Here is a 17,338-nt window from a genome sequence, read left to right on the forward strand (position 1 = left end):
ATACATTTTTCTTTTCTTCTTCAAGAAAAACACTCGAACTGACATACTCGTAATGACTAGTTAAATTATCGGTAACTTCTTGGCCCTAAAAAGTTGGTTTTAGTAGTTTCTATTAATTTGTCTCCACTAAATACTCCTATTCTTAAGGTTACTTTTTCACCTTTCATTTCCGATTGATGTAGCTCTATAAACAATGTTCCTTCTGCCAATCCTTGTTTTGGAACTACAAAATCTTGATGTGTTACCGTTTCTATTTTTCCTTTATGTGATAATAATTCATAATGCACATCTTTAATTTCTTCAGTAGTTTTATTAATTACTTTGAATGTAAAAATGTTACTTATAATTCCGTCTTCTTTATGCTGATATAATTGCCCTGGTAATCTTAAAATAGTAGCTTCTACATCGTTTCTTAAAAAGAGCATTCCTATTAAAACTCCTATTAAAATTGTAAGAACTCCCGTATACCCTTTCATTCGAGTAGAGAATTTAAAAGGTACTTTTTTAACGATATTTTCTTCACTTGCATATCGTATTAATCCTTTTGGCAACCCTACTTTTTCCATCATATGATCGCATTCATCAATACAAGCAGTACAGTTTACACATTCTAATTGCGTACCATTTCGAATGTCAATACCAGTAGGACAAACATGAACACATTGAAAACAATCTATACAATCTCCTTTTCCTAATTCTTTTCTATCTTCTTTCTTTTTAAATTTCGCTCTTCCATTTTCTCCTTCTCCACGTACATGGTCATAAGCTACATTAATCGTTTTATTATCTAACAATACTCCTTGTAGTCTACCATAAGGACAAGCAATTAAACATACCTGTTCTCTAAACCATACAAACACAAAATAAAATACTGCTGTAAATATAAGTAGTGATATAAGTGTGCTGATATTGTCTAGCGGATTTCCTGTTATATATTCTATTAAAACATCTCCTCCTATTAAATACGCTAAAAAGACGTTGGCTATTAAAAAGGAAATAATAAAGAAGATACTCCATTTTAACAATCGCTTTTTAATCTTGTCAGCATTCCAAGGTTGTTTATCTAAGCGGATTTGTTTTCCTCTATCTCCTTCAATCCAATATTCAATTTTTCGAAAAACCATTTCCATAAAAATGGTTTGAGGACAAATCCATCCACAAAAAATACGACCAAAAACTACTGTAAATAATATGATAAACACCACTCCTATAATCATTGATATTACCAATAGATGAAAGTCTTGTGGCCAGAAGGGAAATCCAAAAATATTGAACTTTCTCTCTAAAATATTAAAGAGTAAAAATTGGTTTCCGTTTATCTTTATAAAAGGAGAAGCTAATAAAATTATTAGTAAAAAATAGCTTACATAAGTTCGGTATTTATAGAATCTACCACTTGGTTTTTTAGGATACACCCAAGAACGCTTACCTTCTTCATTTACCGTACTTATGCTATCTCTAAAATGTTCGTTCTTGAGTGTTTCCATAATCAACTATTAAAAACCAAATACAACTTTATTGTATACTATCTTTTGCTTGTTCTACTGTTTCAGTTTCTGTACTAGTTTCTTCTTCGTACAACTCTCCTTCTGCTTTTTTAGGTTTTGCAGGTGTTGTTCCTTGAAACTTTAAAATATAACTTGCTACTTTTTGAATATCTTTAGGCTTTAATGTTTTACCCCATGCTACCATTCCTTTTCCTGGTCTACCTCCATTGGTTATTGTTGTAAATACATTTTTAATTCCTCCTCCTAAAACCCAGTATTTATCGGTTAAGTTAGGTCCTATACCCCCTCCACCATCTGGAGCGTGACAAGCTGCACAGTTTAAATTAAATACAGCTTTACCTCTACTTAAATCACTATCTGAAGTTAATGCTGTAACTGTTGCAGCATCAATAACCGCATCTTTTGAAGTTGCTTTAAAAGCATCTAATTCTCTTCTTGCTTCTGCCATAGCTTTATTATACTCCATCTCTTGACTATCAGCCCCTAAAACATGGTATCTTACAAGATATACTGCTCCAAAAATCATTGTTGCATAGAACATATATACCCACCAAGGTGGAAGCGAGTTATCTAACTCTTTAATTCCATCGTAATTATGGTCTAAGATAATTTCATCTTCCTCTTCGATAGCTTTTGCTTTAGTCCATCTTTTAATTAATTTTTTGTACCAAGCCCAGTTATCAACTTCAGCAGGATTAATTCCTTCTTTTTCTAAGATTAAATCTTCTGCTTTTTTCTGAGCAACGATATTTAATAATTCTTTCATTAAAATTACCAATACCAATGCTACAACCGCAATCCAAACTAACGGATTTTCATACAAGCTAAATGGTTTTTCATAAACCTGTATAGCTTTAGTTATTGCCCAAAAAGTAACAGCTATGAATACTAGATAGGCTAGTGATTGAAAATATTTTTTCATGTTTTTTTCTATTTATCTAATGGTAAACTACTTACTTTATTTATGTACTCTTTTTTAGCGGTGAATACCCACCAAAATAAAATGACGAAAAAAGAGAAGAATATTGTTAATGAGATAATTGGGTAAATTTCAATACCTGTAATACTCTCCATATGCCCTTTAATAAATTTTAACATAACTTCTAATTTTTAGCACTTAATTGTTCTTTAATATCTTTTACTTTTATGTCGGTTCCTAATCGCTGTAAATAAGCTATAAGCGCCACAATTTCTCTATCCTTCATTTCGATAAATTTCTGCCCATTTTCTTGTGCATACTTTTTATCTGCAGCATATGTTTTAGCAAAGTCTGGATCTTGATGCAAATTCTCTTGAATTTTAGCTCCTTGAGCATCCATACTTGCTTGCGCATTGGCTATATCTTCTTCTGTATAAGGAACACCTAAACTTACCATGGCTCTCATCTTAGCTTCAGCATCACTTTTATCTAGCTCGTTTCTTAACAACCATTGATATGCTGGCATAATAGATCCTGGTGAAGTACTTTGTGGATCGTACATGTGGTTTAAGTGCCAACTGTCTGAGTATTTGCCTCCTACTCTTAATAAATCTGGTCCTGTACGCTTAGATCCCCAAAGGAATGGATGATCATATACAAATTCTCCTGCTTTTGCGTATTCTCCATAACGCTCTACTTCTGATCTAAATGGACGTACCATTTGTGAGTGACATCCAACACAACCTTCACGGATGTAAATATCACGTCCTTCTAATTCTAAAGGTGTATATGGTTTTACACTTGATATTGTTGGTATATTAGACTCTACTAACAAGGTTGGTACTATTTGTACAACTCCTCCTATTAAAATTGCAATCGTTGCGTAGATCGTTAACTTTACTGGTCTTCTTTCTAACCAAGTATGCCAAGTTTCTGTACTAGTTCTGTGCTTAGACACTTTAGTTAACGCTGGTGCTTCTGCTAATTCATCTGTTACATCTGTACCAGACTTTACAGTTTTTACAACATTATAAAGCATTACAATAGCACCTAAGATGAATAAACTTCCTCCTATAGCACGCATCCAATACATTGGAATAATTTCTTGAACTGTTTCTAAGAAGTTACCGTACGTTAAAGTTCCATCTGGATTAAATTGTTTCCACATTAAAGCTTGTGTTACTCCAGCTACATACATCGGTAATGCATACATTATGATACCTAATGTACCTATCCAAAAATGGAAGTTTGCTAATGCTGTAGAATATAATTTTGTTTTAAACATTCTTGGAATTAACCAATACAACATTCCGAAGGTTAAAAATCCGTTCCAAGCTAGTGCTCCAACGTGTACGTGAGCAATTACCCAATCACTAAAGTGAGCAATGGCGTTAATGTTTTTTAAAGATAACATTGGTCCTTCAAACGTTGCCATACCATATCCTGTAATAGCAACTACCATGAACTTTAAAACAGGATCTGTTCTTACTTTGTCCCAAGCACCTCTTAAGGTTAATAGTCCATTAATCATACCTCCCCAAGAAGGAGCAATTAACATTATAGAAAAAGCTACTCCTAAGTTTTGCGCCCAATCTGGTAACGATGAATATAATAAATGGTGAGGTCCTGCCCAGATATAAATAAAGATTAACGACCAGAAGTGTACAATAGATAATCTATAAGAATATACAGGTCTGTTTGCCGCTTTAGGAACAAAGTAGTACATTAACCCTAAGAACGGAGTAGTTAAGAAAAATGCTACGGCATTGTGTCCATACCACCATTGTACTAAGGCATCTTGAACTCCTGCATAAACAGAATAACTTTTTAAGAAACTTACTGGTAATTCTAAACTATTAAAAATATGAAGTACTGCAACAGTTACAAAAGTCCCTAAGTAAAACCAGATGGCTACATATAAATGGCGTTGTCTTCTTTTGAAGATAGTCCAAATCATATTAGCTCCAAATGCTACCCATACTAAAGCAATTGCTATATCAATTGGCCATTCTAATTCTGCATATTCTTTTGAAGTTGTATATCCTAAAGGAAGTGTAATGGCTGCTGCAACAATTATTAATTGCCATCCCCAAAAATTAAAGTTACTTAAAAAATCACTTGCCATTCTTGCTTTTAACAATCGCTGTAATGAATAATACACTCCAGCAAAAATTGCGTTTCCTACGAAAGCAAAAATTACTGCATTGGTATGAAGTGGACGTAAACGCCCGAAACTTAACCACGAAATTCCGTCAGTAATATTTGGGAATAAAAACATAAAAGCCAACAATAAACCTACCGAGAAACCTACGATTCCCCAGAGTAATGTGGCGTAAATGAACTTTTTTACGATTTTATTATCGTAATAAAATTGCTGCATTTCCATAATTTAATTTGAATTTAATATCTAATTTGTTAGTTTTCTATTTATCTTCTTTAACCAATTCGTCATCAAATAACATACGAACTGAAGGCGTATACGAATCGTCGTACTGACCTTTTTTTACTGAAACGATAAATGCAATAAAAAAAACAATTGCCACTAAAATACTTAGTGAAAGTAGTAAGTAAATAACGCTCATATCTTGCCTGATAATTATACGTCAAAGGTACTTGTGAAGGTTTTCTTAAAATATGATAAAAATCATGTTTTGAGTTTTTTTTCTCTAGCAAATAAAAATGAGTCTGCTATTAACAGACTCATTACAAAAGTTTTAATCTTAATATTTTACTTTAGAACTTTTTTTAATCCTAGCATTAAATTTCGTTCTAAAACTTCATACTTACCATCGGCAAGAAATAATTCTTTTATTTCTTCAAAAAGTACCTCAATTTCTGCCTCAGAAATATTTAAACCATTGAGTGTTACTTTTATTTTTTGAATACTCACATAATCATTATCTACATCAAACTCTGAATGTATTTTTTGATATGTATTATTATCTACTCTAGAAGTAATTTTTTCTAGCTCTTCTGGCGCTTCTATAAAATCAGCATTCATACAATAAATGAAAAGATAAGTATATAACTCCTTCTTTGTCCAATTCGTTTTAGTTATTGTTCCCATAGTTTAAGAGTTTTAAGTTTATTTAAAATTACCTATAATTAAAACACAAAACAATGACATAAATCATAAACATTTAAAAAACAATAAATTACAACTTTAAAAAAGTTAAAAAAACTTATGTAATTCATTTTTATATTTTTACAAAAAGTTTCCTAATGAATTGTATATCCTGTGGTTTAAAACATGAGAATAATTATTGCCCTAATTGTGGTGAAAAGAAAGATGTAAAAAAAATCACTTTTACCTCTATGGTAAACTACGCTTTTCTTTCAATAACTAATATGGATAAAGGATTATTATTGAATATGAAATTAATGTTTATTAATCCTCAAAAGTTTATACATAGTTATATAAAAGGGAAACGAAAAAATATTTTAAACCCTATATCATTTCTTATTTTATCTATTACCATTTATCTAATTATTGAAGCCTTTTTTAAAGTTTCAAAAAGTAAAATTCCTTCTAATGCTAATTTTCAATCAATACAAAGTACTGCCTACAATGGCGGAAAGGTTTTTAGAGCCTATTTTAATTATTTTTGGATTCTTTTTATCATTCCTTTATCTGGAATAACAAGAATGTTGTTTAAAAGATATAGTTACCCTGAACACTTAGTCATTAATGCAGTTGTTATGGGACAAGCTACTTTATTATGTAGTATTAGTTATATACTATCTAAAAGGCCATTAATGTTTGACCCTGTTTTATACATAACACTAGCAGTTTTAATTTTTAGAATTTTTAATCGAAAAAACAATACTTTCGAAACTATCTCACTAACACTTATTACCTTGTTGTTTTTTACAATTATTTTATTTGGCTCTATTTACTTAATGGGAGTATTTTTAAATGTTTAACTTTTAAATCGTCATTGAAAACAATTTCGTTTCAGGCTTTTTTTGGTGTAATTTTTTATCAAACGCCATACAGATATTACGTACATAAGGTCTCGCTTTTTCAGGAACTGTTAAATGTTCTTCTTCAACACAAACCAATCCATCATTGATCATCTCTTGTAATTTATCAATATGAGTACTTACATTATCGATTTTTAACTCTTCTGATTCCCATGAGGTTGTAAAATGACACATAATATTTAGAATATGTTTTCTCATAATTAAATCTTCTTCTGATAAAATGTGCCCTCTAAATACTGGAATTTCTCCCTCATTTACTATCTGTTGGTATTCTTTTACCGTTTTTACATTTTGTGCAAATCCATACCAAGAATCTGAAATTGATGACATTCCTAAGCCAACCATTAATTGTGTTTTATTGGCTGTATATCCCATGAAATTTCGGTGTAGTGTTTTTTCTTCTGTAGCTTTATAAAGACTATCTGTTGGTAATGCAAAATGATCCATTCCTATTTCTATATAGCCCATTTCTGCAAACAATTCTTTACCTATTTCATACAACTCACGCTTCTCTTCATTTTTAGGTAAATCGTCTTCATTAAATCCACGTTGACCCACACCTTTTACCCAAGGTACGTGGGCATAACTATAAAATGAAATTCTATCAGGTTGTAATTCTTTTGTCTTATTTATGGTATGAATTACATTTTCTTTGGTTTGAAAAGGAAGTCCAAAAACCAAATCGTGGCTAATAGAAGTATATCCTATTTCTTTTGCCAAATGATGAGCTTTTGCCACATTCTCAAACGGTTGCACTCGATGGATTGCTTCTTGCACTTTCGGATTGTAATCTTGTACACCAAAACTAACACGAGTGAATCCTAAATTGTATAATGTTTGAAGATGCTCTTTAGTAGTATTATTTGGATGCCCTTCAAAGCTAAACTCATGATTTGGATGTTTCTTTGCTTTTTTAAAAAGTCCGTTAATTAACTTTTCTAGTTGTTCTACAGAAAAGAATGTTGGCGTTCCTCCACCTAAGTGAATTTCTTTTATCAATGGAATCTCATCAACCAAATCAATATATAAATCCCATTCTTTTAAAACGGTTTCTATATACGGTTCTTCAACTTCGTGACGTTTTGTTATGTGTTTATGGCATGCGCAAAACGTACACAAGCTCTCACAAAATGGCAAATGAATGTATAAACTAATTCCTTCTGATGAATTACTTTCTTTAAACGATTGTTTGAACGTTTCTATCCATTTTTCTTTTGAAAATGTTGTATCATCCCAATACGGAACGGTTGGATAACTTGTATATCGTGGCCCTGGAATGTTATATTTTTGTATTAGTGAATTCTTCATTATAAAGTTCCTAAAGCTATTTCTATCATTTCTTTAAAAGTTTGTTCTCTTTCATCAGCAGATGTTCTTTCTCCAGTAACCAAACTATCTGAAATGGTTAAAATTGACAACGCATTTACTTTATGCTTTGCTGCTACGGTGTACAACCCGTTTGTTTCCATTTCTACACATAATACTCCATAGTCTGCCCACTTTTTATAGCTTTCAAACTCATCTGCATAAAATTCATCTGAACTTAAAATGTTCCCTGCTTTAATGTTTATTCCTTTTGAATTTGCTGTATTTAATGCCTTCTGAAATAATTCGAAACTTGCAGTAGGTGCATAATCTGCTCCGTTAAAACGAATTGTATTTAATCCAGAATTTGTAGATGCTGCCATAGCAATAACAATATCTCTAATTTTCACATTCTCTTGGTATGATCCTGCAGAACCCACACGGATTAAGTTTTTAACTCCGTATTCATTAATCAATTCGTGGGTATAAATTAAAGTTGAGGGAATCCCCATTCCTGTTCCTTGAACTGAAACTCTTTTTCCTTTGTAAGTTCCTGTAAATCCTAACATTCCTCGAACATCGTTGTAACAAACTGGATTTTCTAAAAAGGTTTCTGAAATCCATTTTGCTCTCATTGGATCTCCAGGTAATAAAACCGTTTCTGCTACCTCCCCTTTTTTTGCTCCTATATGTACGCTCATTTTTTAATACTGATTTTTATCTGAAACTCCTTTAGTTACTAATGAAACTCCAGATGAAGTTCCTAAACGAGTAACTCCCATTTCTATATATCTTTTTGCTGTAGCTGCATCTCTCACTCCTCCAGCCGCTTTAATTTCAGCTTTCTCTTTTACTATATCTTTCATGATCTGAACATCTTCAAAAGTTGCGCCTCCAGTTCCAAATCCTGTAGATGTTTTTACAAAATCTGCCCCAGCATTTACAGCTAGTTGACTCGCTTTTTTTATTTGTTCTTTGGTTAAATAACAATTTTCGAAAATCACTTTTAAAACATTTTTTCCAATAGCTTGTTTTATCAGTCGAATTTCATTCTCTACATAGTCTAATTCTCCATCTAACAATTTTCCGACATTGATAACCATATCTATTTCTGAAGCTCCGTTTTCAATACAATTTTTAGCTTCAAAAACTTTAGCTTCTGTAGTCATTGCTCCTAATGGAAAACCGATTACTGCTGCTACTTTCACATTTGAATTTGCTAATTCTTCTTTGGCTAATGCTACATAACATCCGTTTACACAAACTGCATAAAAATTATATTCTTTTGCTTCCGAACATAGCTTTACAATTTGTTCTTTGGTTGCTGTTGCTTTTAATAAGGTGTGATCTATATATTTATTAATATCCATAGTTTATACGTTCTTTACTCTGTTTATAGTATCAAATTTAGACAATGTTAACCGAACTACACTATTTTCAACAGCTACTAAATTGTGTATTACGCCTGCTTCTAATGAAATTAAATCTCCTGTTTGTAATTGCTTTATTTCTCCTAAAACACCAAAATCTATACTTCCTTGAAGAATTTGTACCGTGATAGGAAAAGGTGCTTTATGATCTTTCATTAGCTGATTTCTTTGAAACACTATTTGAATTTCTTTTGAAAAATCAGTTTCTAACAGCAATCTTACTGCTGGTTTCTTTTCGTTGTATTCTATATCTTTTAAAAAGGATACTGTCTTCATAAGTTATTTTATTTTTCTTCCTAAAATATTCGTTGCAATAGTTGTGAACATCACAATACTAATGGAACTCAAGGGCATTAAAATTGCCGCTATTACTGGTTTTAATTGCCCTGTTGTAGCAAAATACAATCCGATAATATTGTATAATAGTGATAGTAAAAAACTATATTTTATAATACGAATAGCTTTTTTAGAGGCTTTTATATAGTTTCCTATTTGGTTGAATTTTGAAGCATCTAAAATTGCATCGCAAGCGGGTGAAAACACGTTGATATTTTCAGACAAAGCTATTCCTACATTACTTTGAGCTAATGCTCCTGCGTCGTTTAATCCATCACCAATCATTACAACTTGCTTATCTTTTGTTTGTAAATTTTCTACATACTTTAGTTTATCTTCTGGTTTTTGATTGAATAAAAAGGAAGTCTTCTCTGGCAATAACTCTTCTAAAAACTGTTTTTCTCCTTCATTATCACCAGAAACTACGGCTAGCTCATAATCTGATTTTAATTCTGAAAATAAGTTTTGTACGCCTTCTCTATATGCATTTTTAAACAAGTATTTTCCTTTGTATTCGTTATTAACGCTTATATGCACAGAGGTATCTAAATTTATTTTTTCTTTTTCATTTTTTACAAATGATGAAGAGCCTACTTTTAACCTCGTTTCTTCGTAAGATGCTTCTATTCCCTTTCCCGTATATTCTTTAAAACCTTTTACAGAGATTGTTTCTTCTGATAAAGAATTGTACAACATTCTACTTAACGGATGATTAGATGCTCGTAAAGTGCTTTTTAAAATAGATTTTTCATGAGTGCTTAAATCATTACCTCTATAAGTTATTTGGTTTTTTTTATTAGTAGTTAACGTTCCTGTTTTATCAAAAATAATAGCGTTTGATGTTGCCAATTGCTCTATTACTGTGGCATTTTTTAAATAGAATTTTTTCTTTCCTAGAATACGGAGCATATTTCCTAAGGTAAACGGAGCTGCCAAGGCAATAGCACACGGACACGCAATAATTAACACCGCAGTAAATACATTCAACGCTTTGCTTGAATCGTAGTACAACCAAAATGCAGTAGACACAAAAGCTATTAATAATACAACAATGGTAAAATGCTGACTTATTTTATCTGTTAAGGTTTTAAAAGATGATTGTTTGTCTTTTTGAAAAACATCGTTACTCCACAATTGTGTTAAATAACTTTGTGAAACAGATGCCAATACTTCCATCTCTATGATTCCAACCAATTGTTTTCCTCCTGCAAATAGCTTATGTCCTGATTTTTTGGTTACTGGTAAAGCTTCTCCTGTTACAAAACTATAATCAATTTGGGCATTTCCGTTGATTAAAATTCCGTCTACAGGAATTAACTCTTGGTTTCTAATTAATAATCTATCTCCTTTTTTAACATCATAAATTTGAATATTTTCTTCTTTTCCTTCCGAAGTAAGCTTAGTTACCGCTATTGGAAAATAGGATTTGTAATCACGTTCAAATGATAAAAAATTGTAAGTCTTTTGCTGAAAGAATTTTCCTAATAATAAAAAGAAAACCAACCCTGTTAATGAATCGAAGAATCCTGTTCCTAAATCAAATAAAATTTCAAAGGTACTTCTTATAAACAGTACAGTTATTCCTAAAGCTATAGGGACATCAATATTTAAAATTTTAGAGCGTAATCCTTTATAAGCTGAAATAAAATAATCTTGTGAAGCATAAAAAACTACTGGTAATGAAAAAACAAACATTAACCATCTAAAAATCCCTTTGTATTGTTCTAACCAAAATTCAGAAACTTCAAAATACTCAGGAAAAGACAAGAACATTACATTTCCGAATGAAAAACCTGCAATTCCTAGTTTATAAATTAAGCTTCTATCTACCTTCTTTTTCCCTACTTCATAATCTTCTAAAGAAATATAAGGTTCATATCCTATCGAGCTTAACAGTAAAACAATTTCTTTCAGGGATGTTTTATCTGAATTATAGGTAATTCTTACCGTTTTCTTAGGGAAGTTAACCTGTGAAGAGCTAACATTTTCTTGGAGTTTGTGTAAATTTTCTAATACCCAAATACAAGAACTACAATGTATATGCGGAATGTATAGATTTACTACTTGAGTATTCCCATCGTTAAACTCTAATAATTTATCTATAATAGATTCATTATCAAGAAAATCGTATTTACCTTTTATTTCTTGTGGAATTGCTCCTGGGTTATTCTGAAAATCGTAATAACAAGTTAAATCATTTTCTGAAAAAATTTCGTAAACAGTTTTACAACCATTACAACAGAAACTTTTTTCATTAAACTTTATTAACTCAACATCACAGTTCGTTCCACAATGAAAACATTTAGTGTTTTCCATATTTACTCGTTTGCCTATGGCAAATTTCGGCTCTTTTAGTAGGATTAAATATGATATTTATCAGCTTTTAAGTATCTTTGATTATCTTAAAAATTTGCAATGAGCAAGTGCGAACAGTGTATTATTAGACAGTTTAATTCATTAAAAGAGCTTACTAAAGATGAGCTAGTTAGAATTTCTGCTTGTAAAACTTCTAAAATAATTAAAAAAGGTGAAGTTTTATTTGAAGAGGGGCAACATATTAATGGTGTTTTTTGTGTGAAAGACGGTATTTGTAAAGTTTCTAAGATGAGTGACAATGGTAGAGAACAGATTGTTCACTTAATTAGAAAAGGCGATTTATTAGGTGAACGCAGCTTAATTAATAATGAAGTTGCTAACTTAAAAGCTACTGCTGTAAATGATATGGAAGTTTGTTTTATTCCTAGAGATGAAATTGTTAACGATTTACAAAAGAATCACAATTTCACAATGGACATTCTCAAAAACATGGCTTTATCATTAAAAAATGCTGATAATGTAATTGTAGACATGGCTCAAAAAACTGTTAAACAACGTTTAGCGGCAACATTACTTTATTTAGATAGTAAGTTTAATAAAACTGAAAATGGTGCTATTGACGTAACTTTAACTAGAGAAGATATTGCTAACATTATCGGTACTGCTACTGAATCTGCAATACGATTACTTTCTGAATTTAAGAAGAAGAAACTAATTGCCTTAAAAGGCAAACAAATTTTTGTACTAGATACTCAACAGCTTCAAGATATATCTACAGGTTTATAAACAAAAAAGTCGTCAATTAAATTGACGACTTTTTTGTTTATGCTTCACCTGTTGTTCCTCCAAAATTCATTGGAATTGGTGGTTGCTCATAATCTTTTATTTCACCGTGAGCTTGCTCAAACTTTCGAACATTTTCTGCTAGTGCTTTTGTTAAGCGCTTAGCATGCTGTGGTGTTAAAATAATTCTAGACTTCACTTTAGCCTTTGGTACACCTGGCATAATATTAATAAAATCTACTATAAATTCTGATACAGAATGATTGATGATTGCTAAATTAGAATACGTTCCTTCAGCAACATTTTCATCTAATTCTATATTTAATTGTGGTTCTTTATTTTCTTCCATATAAATTAGTTTAAAGAAAAAAAGACCTCTAAAAATTTAGAGGTCTTATATTAAATTATAAACTGTTTTCAATTTCATCTTTAGGTCCTACGATTATTTTATCGTAAGATCTCATTCCTGTACCTGCAGGTATACGCTTACCTACAATTACATTTTCTTTTAATCCTTCTAAGGTATCTACTTTACCGTTTACTGCGGCTTCGTTTAATACTTTAGTAGTTTCCTGGAATGACGCAGCAGAGATAAACGACTTCGTTTGTAACGAAGCTCTTGTAATACCTTGTAATACTTGCTCAGCAGTTGCTGGTTGAGCATCGCGTGCTACTACTAAGTTTTTATCTGCTCTACGTAAAACTGAATTTTCATCTCTTAACTGACGAGCTGTAATGATTTGTCCAGCTTTTAAGTTTTCAGAGTCTCCAGCATCTTCAACAACCTTCATTCCGAACATTGCATCGTTTTGCTCAATGAAGTCATTCTTATGAACTAATTGGTTTTCTAAGAATAACGTATCTCCAGAATCAATAATTCTAACTTTACGCATCATTTGACGTACAACTACTTCGAAGTGCTTATCGTTAATCTTCACCCCTTGTAAACGATATACTTCTTGAATTTCGTTTACTAAGTATTCTTGTACTGCAGCAGGTCCTTTGATATTTAAAATATCTACTGGAGTAACTGCTCCGTCAGATAATGGCATTCCTGCTTTAATAAAGTCATTCTCTTGCACTAAGATTTGGTTCGATAACTTGATTAAGTACTTGTTAATTTCACCTGTCTTAGACTCGATAATAATTTCACGGTTACCACGCTTAATTTTACCGAAAGATACCACACCATCAGTCTTAGCTACTACCGCTGGGTTTGATGGGTTACGTGCTTCGAATAATTCTGTTACACGTGGTAAACCTCCTGTAATATCCCCTGCCTTACCAGACTTACGAGGAATCTTAACTAACGTTTTACCTGCTTCTACTGCTTCACCATCTTCAACGATTAATTGAGCTCCTACTGGTAAACTGTATGAACGTAAAGCATTACCATCAGCATCTTCAATAATTAAAGATGGAATGATCTTTTTGTTCTTAGAATCAGTAATTACTTTTTCTTGGAAACCTGTTTGCTCATCAACTTCTACAGAGTAGTTAATACCTTGCTCTAAGTTGTCGAATTTCACTTTTCCTCCAAATTCAGAAACAATTACACCGTTGAATGGATCCCACTGACAAACAGCATCACCTTTCTTAATTTCTTTACGATCTTTATCAAAAATGATAGAACCGTAAGGAATGTTATTTGTACTTAATGTAATTCCTGTCTTTTTATCTAAAATCTTAATTTCAGCGGTACGAGAAATTACTATTTCAATTTCTTCTCCAGCTGCATCTTTAGATTTTACTGTACGTAAATCTTCAATTACAACTTTACCGTCGAACTTAGCGATTAATTTATTTTCTTCTGAAATGTTACCAGCTACCCCTCCAACGTGGAACGTACGTAAGGTTAACTGTGTACCTGGTTCTCCAATAGACTGTGCTGCAATTACACCTACAGCTTCACCGATTTGAACTTTCTTAGCGTTAGACATACTTTGTCCGTAACACTTCGCACAAATTCCTCGTTTAGCCTCACATGTTAATGGCGAACGTACTTCTACTCTATCTAAACCAGATGCTTCAACAAGACTAGCTAATTGAGGAGTAATTAATTCTCCTGCAGCAACTAATACTTCATCAGTAGTTGGGTGATATACATCATATAAAGCAGTACGACCAGAAATTCTTTCGCTTAATGGCTCTACAATTTCGTCATTCTTCTTTAATGGAGTAACTTCTAATCCTCTTAAAGTACCACAATCGTCTTCGTTTACGATAACATCTTGAGATACATCTACTAAACGACGTGTTAAATATCCTGCATCGGCAGTTTTTAATGCTGTATCGGCAAGACCTTTACGAGCACCGTGCGTCGAGATAAAGTACTCTAAAATTGATAACCCTTCTTTAAAGTTCGATAAAATCGGGTTTTCAATAATTTCTCCACCACCTGCTGTAGATTTCTTCGGCTTTGCCATTAATCCACGCATACCTGTTAACTGACGAATCTGCTCTTTCGATCCACGTGCTCCAGAATCTAACATCATAAATACTGAGTTAAATCCTTGTTGATCTTCACGTAAACGCTTCATAGATAATTCAGTTAATCGGTTGTTGGTAGATCCCCAAACATCAATTACCTGGTTATAACGCTCTTTTTGCGTTAACATACCCATGTTATAATTCATCACAATTCCATCCACTTCTTTGTTTGCCTCAGCAATCATAGCGTGTTTTTCTTCTGGAATAATGATATCACCTAATGAGAATGATAATCCACCTTGGAAAGCGAATTTATATCCCATGTTCTTAATTTCGTCTAAGAACTTTCCAACTGCAGGTATATCAGTTACTTTTAAAATTCCACTAATTACACCTCTTAAAGATTTCTTAGTTAAAACTTGATTGATATATCCAGCTTCTGGTGGTACAACCTCATTAAATAATACTCTACCTACAGTAGTAGCAATTATTTTAGTTACTGGCTTACCATCTTCAATATCGTGAGTACGAACTTTAATTCCTGCATTTAAATCTACACGCTCTTCATTATAAGCAATGTTTACCTCTTCTGGTGAGTAGAATGTTAATCCTTCTCCTTTAATTGGCACTTCTGGTGTAGATTTACGCTCTTTGGTCATATAATAAAGACCTAATACCATATCCTGAGATGGTACTGTAATAGGCGCACCATTTGCAGGGTTTAAGATATTGTGAGAACCTAACATTAATAACTGAGCTTCTAAAATAGCCTCTGGTCCTAATGGTAAGTGTACCGCCATTTGATCCCCATCAAAATCCGCATTAAATGCCGAACATGCTAATGGATGTAAGCGAATTGCTTTACCTTCGATTAATTTAGGTTGGAATGCTTGGATACCTAAACGGTGTAAGGTAGGAGCACGGTTTAATAAAACTGGGTGTCCTTTAATTACATTTTCTAAAATATCCCAAACAACTGGTTCTTTTCTATCTATAATTTTCTTTGCAGATTTTACAGTCTTAACAATTCCTCTTTCGATTAACTTACGAATAACGAAAGGTTTGTATAATTCTGCTGCCATATCTTTTGGCAATCCACATTCGAATAATCTTAATTCTGGTCCAACAACAATTACCGAACGAGCTGAATAATCAACACGCTTACCTAATAAGTTTTGACGGAAACGACCTTGCTTACCTTTTAAACTATCAGATAATGATTTTAATGGTCTATTAGATTCAGTTTTTACTGCTGAAGCTTTACGTGTGTTATCGAATAATGAATCTACAGATTCTTGTAACATACGTTTTTCGTTACGTAAAATAACTTCCGGAGCTTTAATCTCCATTAAACGCTTTAAACGGTTGTTACGGATAATAACACGACGGTATAAATCATTTAAATCTGAAGTAGCAAAACGACCTCCATCTAATGGAACTAATGGACGTAATTCTGGTGGGATTACCGGAACTACTTTCATGATCATCCACTCTGGATTGTTTTCTCTATTCTTTTGAGAATCTCTAAATGCTTCAACAACATTTAAACGCTTTAATGCTTCGTTTTTACGTTGCTTAGAAGTTTCAGTATTTGCTTTGTGACGTAATTGGTATGATAATTCGTCTAAGTCGATACGTGCTAATAAATCTTCTAAACACTCTGCTCCCATTTTAGCGATGAACTTATTAGGGTCAGAATCGTCTAAGTATTGGTTATCTTGTGGAAGTTCATCCGCGATATCTAAATACTCTTCCTCAGTTAAGAAATCCATTTTTTGTAATGGTTCTCCTTCTGCATTTTTAGCAATACCTGGTTGAATTACTACGTAACGCTCATAGTAAATAATCATATCTAACTTCTTAGATGGTAATCCTAATAAATATCCCATCTTGTTAGGTAATGATCTAAAGTACCAAATGTGAGCAACTGGTACTACTAAATTAATGTGACCAACTCTATCTCTACGTACTTTTTTCTCAGTAACTTCAACACCACAACGGTCACAAACGATACCCTTATAACGGATACGTTTATATTTACCACACGCACACTCATAATCCTTTACAGGACCAAAGATACGCTCACAGAATAATCCGTCGCGCTCTGGTTTGTGCGTACGATAGTTAATTGTTTCTGGTTTTAAAACCTCTCCTTTTGAAGCTTCTAAAATTGCTTCTGGAGAAGATAAACCAATTGTAATTTTGTTAAACTTCTTAACAGTGTATTTTTCGTTTTTTCTTGCCATGATAATGGATTCGAATTATAATTGAAAATAGCCTTTTAAAAAGACTGCTATTGAAAAAATGATTTGCCTCAGAGCCTAAAC

Annotated in this window: 15 protein-coding genes; 2 read left to right on the forward strand and 13 right to left on the reverse strand. The window is 32.3% G+C overall.

Annotated elements, in window-relative coordinates; all coding sequences use genetic code 11:
• Window positions 1-65: 65 nt before the first annotated feature.
• The 6 genes from ccoG to WH52_RS08180 form a co-directional block, all read right to left on the reverse strand.
• Complete coding sequence (ccoG, locus tag WH52_RS08155) at window positions 66-1,487, reverse strand: cytochrome c oxidase accessory protein CcoG (RefSeq protein WP_086030458.1); 1,422 nt, start codon at window positions 1,485-1,487, stop codon at window positions 66-68.
• 28 nt (window positions 1,488-1,515) lie between these two features.
• Complete coding sequence (locus WH52_RS08160; RefSeq protein WP_086030459.1) at window positions 1,516-2,430, reverse strand: cbb3-type cytochrome c oxidase N-terminal domain-containing protein; 915 nt, start codon at window positions 2,428-2,430, stop codon at window positions 1,516-1,518.
• Between the two features lie 8 nt (window positions 2,431-2,438).
• Complete coding sequence (locus tag WH52_RS08165) at window positions 2,439-2,606, reverse strand: CcoQ/FixQ family Cbb3-type cytochrome c oxidase assembly chaperone (RefSeq protein ID WP_086030460.1); 168 nt, start codon at window positions 2,604-2,606, stop codon at window positions 2,439-2,441.
• 5 nt (window positions 2,607-2,611) lie between these two features.
• Window positions 2,612-4,813: a cytochrome-c oxidase, cbb3-type subunit I gene (gene ccoN, locus WH52_RS08170; RefSeq protein ID WP_086030461.1), complete on the reverse strand. Its 2,202-nt coding sequence runs from the start codon at window positions 4,811-4,813 to the stop codon at window positions 2,612-2,614.
• A gap of 37 nt (window positions 4,814-4,850) precedes the next feature.
• Window positions 4,851-5,009: a cbb3-type cytochrome oxidase assembly protein CcoS gene (ccoS, locus tag WH52_RS08175; protein WP_086030462.1), complete on the reverse strand. Its 159-nt coding sequence runs from the start codon at window positions 5,007-5,009 to the stop codon at window positions 4,851-4,853.
• 146 nt (window positions 5,010-5,155) lie between these two features.
• Complete coding sequence (locus tag WH52_RS08180) at window positions 5,156-5,494, reverse strand: EF-hand domain-containing protein (RefSeq protein WP_143592109.1); 339 nt, start codon at window positions 5,492-5,494, stop codon at window positions 5,156-5,158.
• 155 nt (window positions 5,495-5,649) lie between these two features.
• On the opposite strand from WH52_RS08180, the gene WH52_RS08185 reads away from it, so the two are divergent.
• Window positions 5,650-6,351, forward strand: coding sequence for a DUF3667 domain-containing protein (locus tag WH52_RS08185; protein WP_086030464.1), 702 nt, complete (start codon window positions 5,650-5,652; stop codon window positions 6,349-6,351).
• 3 nt (window positions 6,352-6,354) lie between these two features.
• Here the strand turns inward: WH52_RS08185 and hemN are convergent, their stop codons facing one another.
• The 5 genes from hemN to WH52_RS08205 are packed head-to-tail and all read right to left on the reverse strand — an operon-like array spanning window position 6,355 to window position 11,798.
• Complete coding sequence (gene hemN / locus WH52_RS08190; RefSeq protein WP_086030465.1) at window positions 6,355-7,719, reverse strand: oxygen-independent coproporphyrinogen III oxidase; 1,365 nt, start codon at window positions 7,717-7,719, stop codon at window positions 6,355-6,357.
• The gene (gene deoD, locus WH52_RS08195; RefSeq protein WP_086030466.1) at window positions 7,719-8,417 is read right to left on the reverse strand and encodes a purine-nucleoside phosphorylase; all 699 of its coding nucleotides are present in this window, start codon (window positions 8,415-8,417) and stop codon (window positions 7,719-7,721) included. The genes hemN and deoD overlap by 1 nt, the downstream gene beginning before the upstream one ends.
• Window positions 8,418-8,420: 3 nt before the next feature.
• On the reverse strand, window positions 8,421-9,086 hold the full coding sequence (gene deoC / locus WH52_RS08200) for a deoxyribose-phosphate aldolase (RefSeq protein ID WP_143592111.1): 666 nt from the start codon (window positions 9,084-9,086) through the stop codon (window positions 8,421-8,423).
• A gap of 3 nt (window positions 9,087-9,089) precedes the next feature.
• On the reverse strand, window positions 9,090-9,422 hold the full coding sequence (locus tag WH52_RS14790; protein ID WP_143592113.1) for a cupin domain-containing protein: 333 nt from the start codon (window positions 9,420-9,422) through the stop codon (window positions 9,090-9,092).
• A gap of 3 nt (window positions 9,423-9,425) precedes the next feature.
• Window positions 9,426-11,798 (reverse strand): heavy metal translocating P-type ATPase, encoded by a 2,373-nt coding sequence (locus WH52_RS08205; RefSeq protein ID WP_086030467.1) that lies wholly within the window; start codon window positions 11,796-11,798, stop codon window positions 9,426-9,428.
• Window positions 11,799-11,897: 99 nt separating this feature from the next.
• Here WH52_RS08205 and WH52_RS08210 point away from each other — a divergent pair, with 99 nt between their 5' ends.
• Window positions 11,898-12,584, forward strand: coding sequence for a Crp/Fnr family transcriptional regulator (locus WH52_RS08210; RefSeq protein ID WP_086030468.1), 687 nt, complete (start codon window positions 11,898-11,900; stop codon window positions 12,582-12,584).
• 37 nt (window positions 12,585-12,621) lie between these two features.
• Here WH52_RS08210 and WH52_RS08215 read toward each other — a convergent pair whose 3' ends face one another.
• Together WH52_RS08215 and rpoC are read right to left on the reverse strand one after the other, a co-directional pair.
• Window positions 12,622-12,930, reverse strand: a complete 309-nt coding sequence (locus WH52_RS08215) for a DUF3467 domain-containing protein (protein WP_086030469.1) — start codon at window positions 12,928-12,930, stop codon at window positions 12,622-12,624.
• A 55-nt stretch (window positions 12,931-12,985) separates the two neighbouring features.
• Window positions 12,986-17,257 carry a DNA-directed RNA polymerase subunit beta' gene (gene rpoC, locus WH52_RS08220; protein ID WP_086030470.1) on the reverse strand — a complete coding sequence of 1,424 codons (4,272 nt, stop codon included), beginning with the start codon at window positions 17,255-17,257 and terminating at the stop codon, window positions 12,986-12,988.
• Window positions 17,258-17,338 lie beyond the last annotated feature (81 nt).

Origin of the sequence: Tenacibaculum holothuriorum (assembly GCF_002120225.1) — a bacterium.
GTDB classification, from domain to species: Bacteria; Bacteroidota; Bacteroidia; order Flavobacteriales; family Flavobacteriaceae; genus Polaribacter; species Polaribacter holothuriorum.

What these genes read in the sequence shown, in the direction of transcription:
- ccoG (WP_086030458.1), bottom strand. Translation starts at nt 1,487, where the DNA reads ATGGAAACACTCAAGAACGAACATTTTAGAGATAGCATAAGTACGGTA.
- WH52_RS08160 (WP_086030459.1), bottom strand. Translation starts at nt 2,430, where the DNA reads ATGAAAAAATATTTTCAATCACTAGCCTATCTAGTATTCATAGCTGTT.
- WH52_RS08165 (WP_086030460.1), bottom strand. Translation starts at nt 2,606, where the DNA reads ATGTTAAAATTTATTAAAGGGCATATGGAGAGTATTACAGGTATTGAA.
- ccoN (WP_086030461.1), bottom strand. Translation starts at nt 4,813, where the DNA reads ATGGAAATGCAGCAATTTTATTACGATAATAAAATCGTAAAAAAGTTC.
- ccoS (WP_086030462.1), bottom strand. Translation starts at nt 5,009, where the DNA reads ATGAGCGTTATTTACTTACTACTTTCACTAAGTATTTTAGTGGCAATT.
- WH52_RS08180 (WP_143592109.1), bottom strand. Translation starts at nt 5,494, where the DNA reads ATGGGAACAATAACTAAAACGAATTGGACAAAGAAGGAGTTATATACT.
- WH52_RS08185 (WP_086030464.1), top strand. Translation starts at nt 5,650, where the DNA reads ATGAATTGTATATCCTGTGGTTTAAAACATGAGAATAATTATTGCCCT.
- hemN (WP_086030465.1), bottom strand. Translation starts at nt 7,719, where the DNA reads ATGAAGAATTCACTAATACAAAAATATAACATTCCAGGGCCACGATAT.
- deoD (WP_086030466.1), bottom strand. Translation starts at nt 8,417, where the DNA reads ATGAGCGTACATATAGGAGCAAAAAAAGGGGAGGTAGCAGAAACGGTT.
- deoC (WP_143592111.1), bottom strand. Translation starts at nt 9,086, where the DNA reads ATGGATATTAATAAATATATAGATCACACCTTATTAAAAGCAACAGCA.
- WH52_RS14790 (WP_143592113.1), bottom strand. Translation starts at nt 9,422, where the DNA reads ATGAAGACAGTATCCTTTTTAAAAGATATAGAATACAACGAAAAGAAA.
- WH52_RS08205 (WP_086030467.1), bottom strand. Translation starts at nt 11,798, where the DNA reads ATGGAAAACACTAAATGTTTTCATTGTGGAACGAACTGTGATGTTGAG.
- WH52_RS08210 (WP_086030468.1), top strand. Translation starts at nt 11,898, where the DNA reads ATGAGCAAGTGCGAACAGTGTATTATTAGACAGTTTAATTCATTAAAA.
- WH52_RS08215 (WP_086030469.1), bottom strand. Translation starts at nt 12,930, where the DNA reads ATGGAAGAAAATAAAGAACCACAATTAAATATAGAATTAGATGAAAAT.
- rpoC (WP_086030470.1), bottom strand. Translation starts at nt 17,257, where the DNA reads ATGGCAAGAAAAAACGAAAAATACACTGTTAAGAAGTTTAACAAAATT.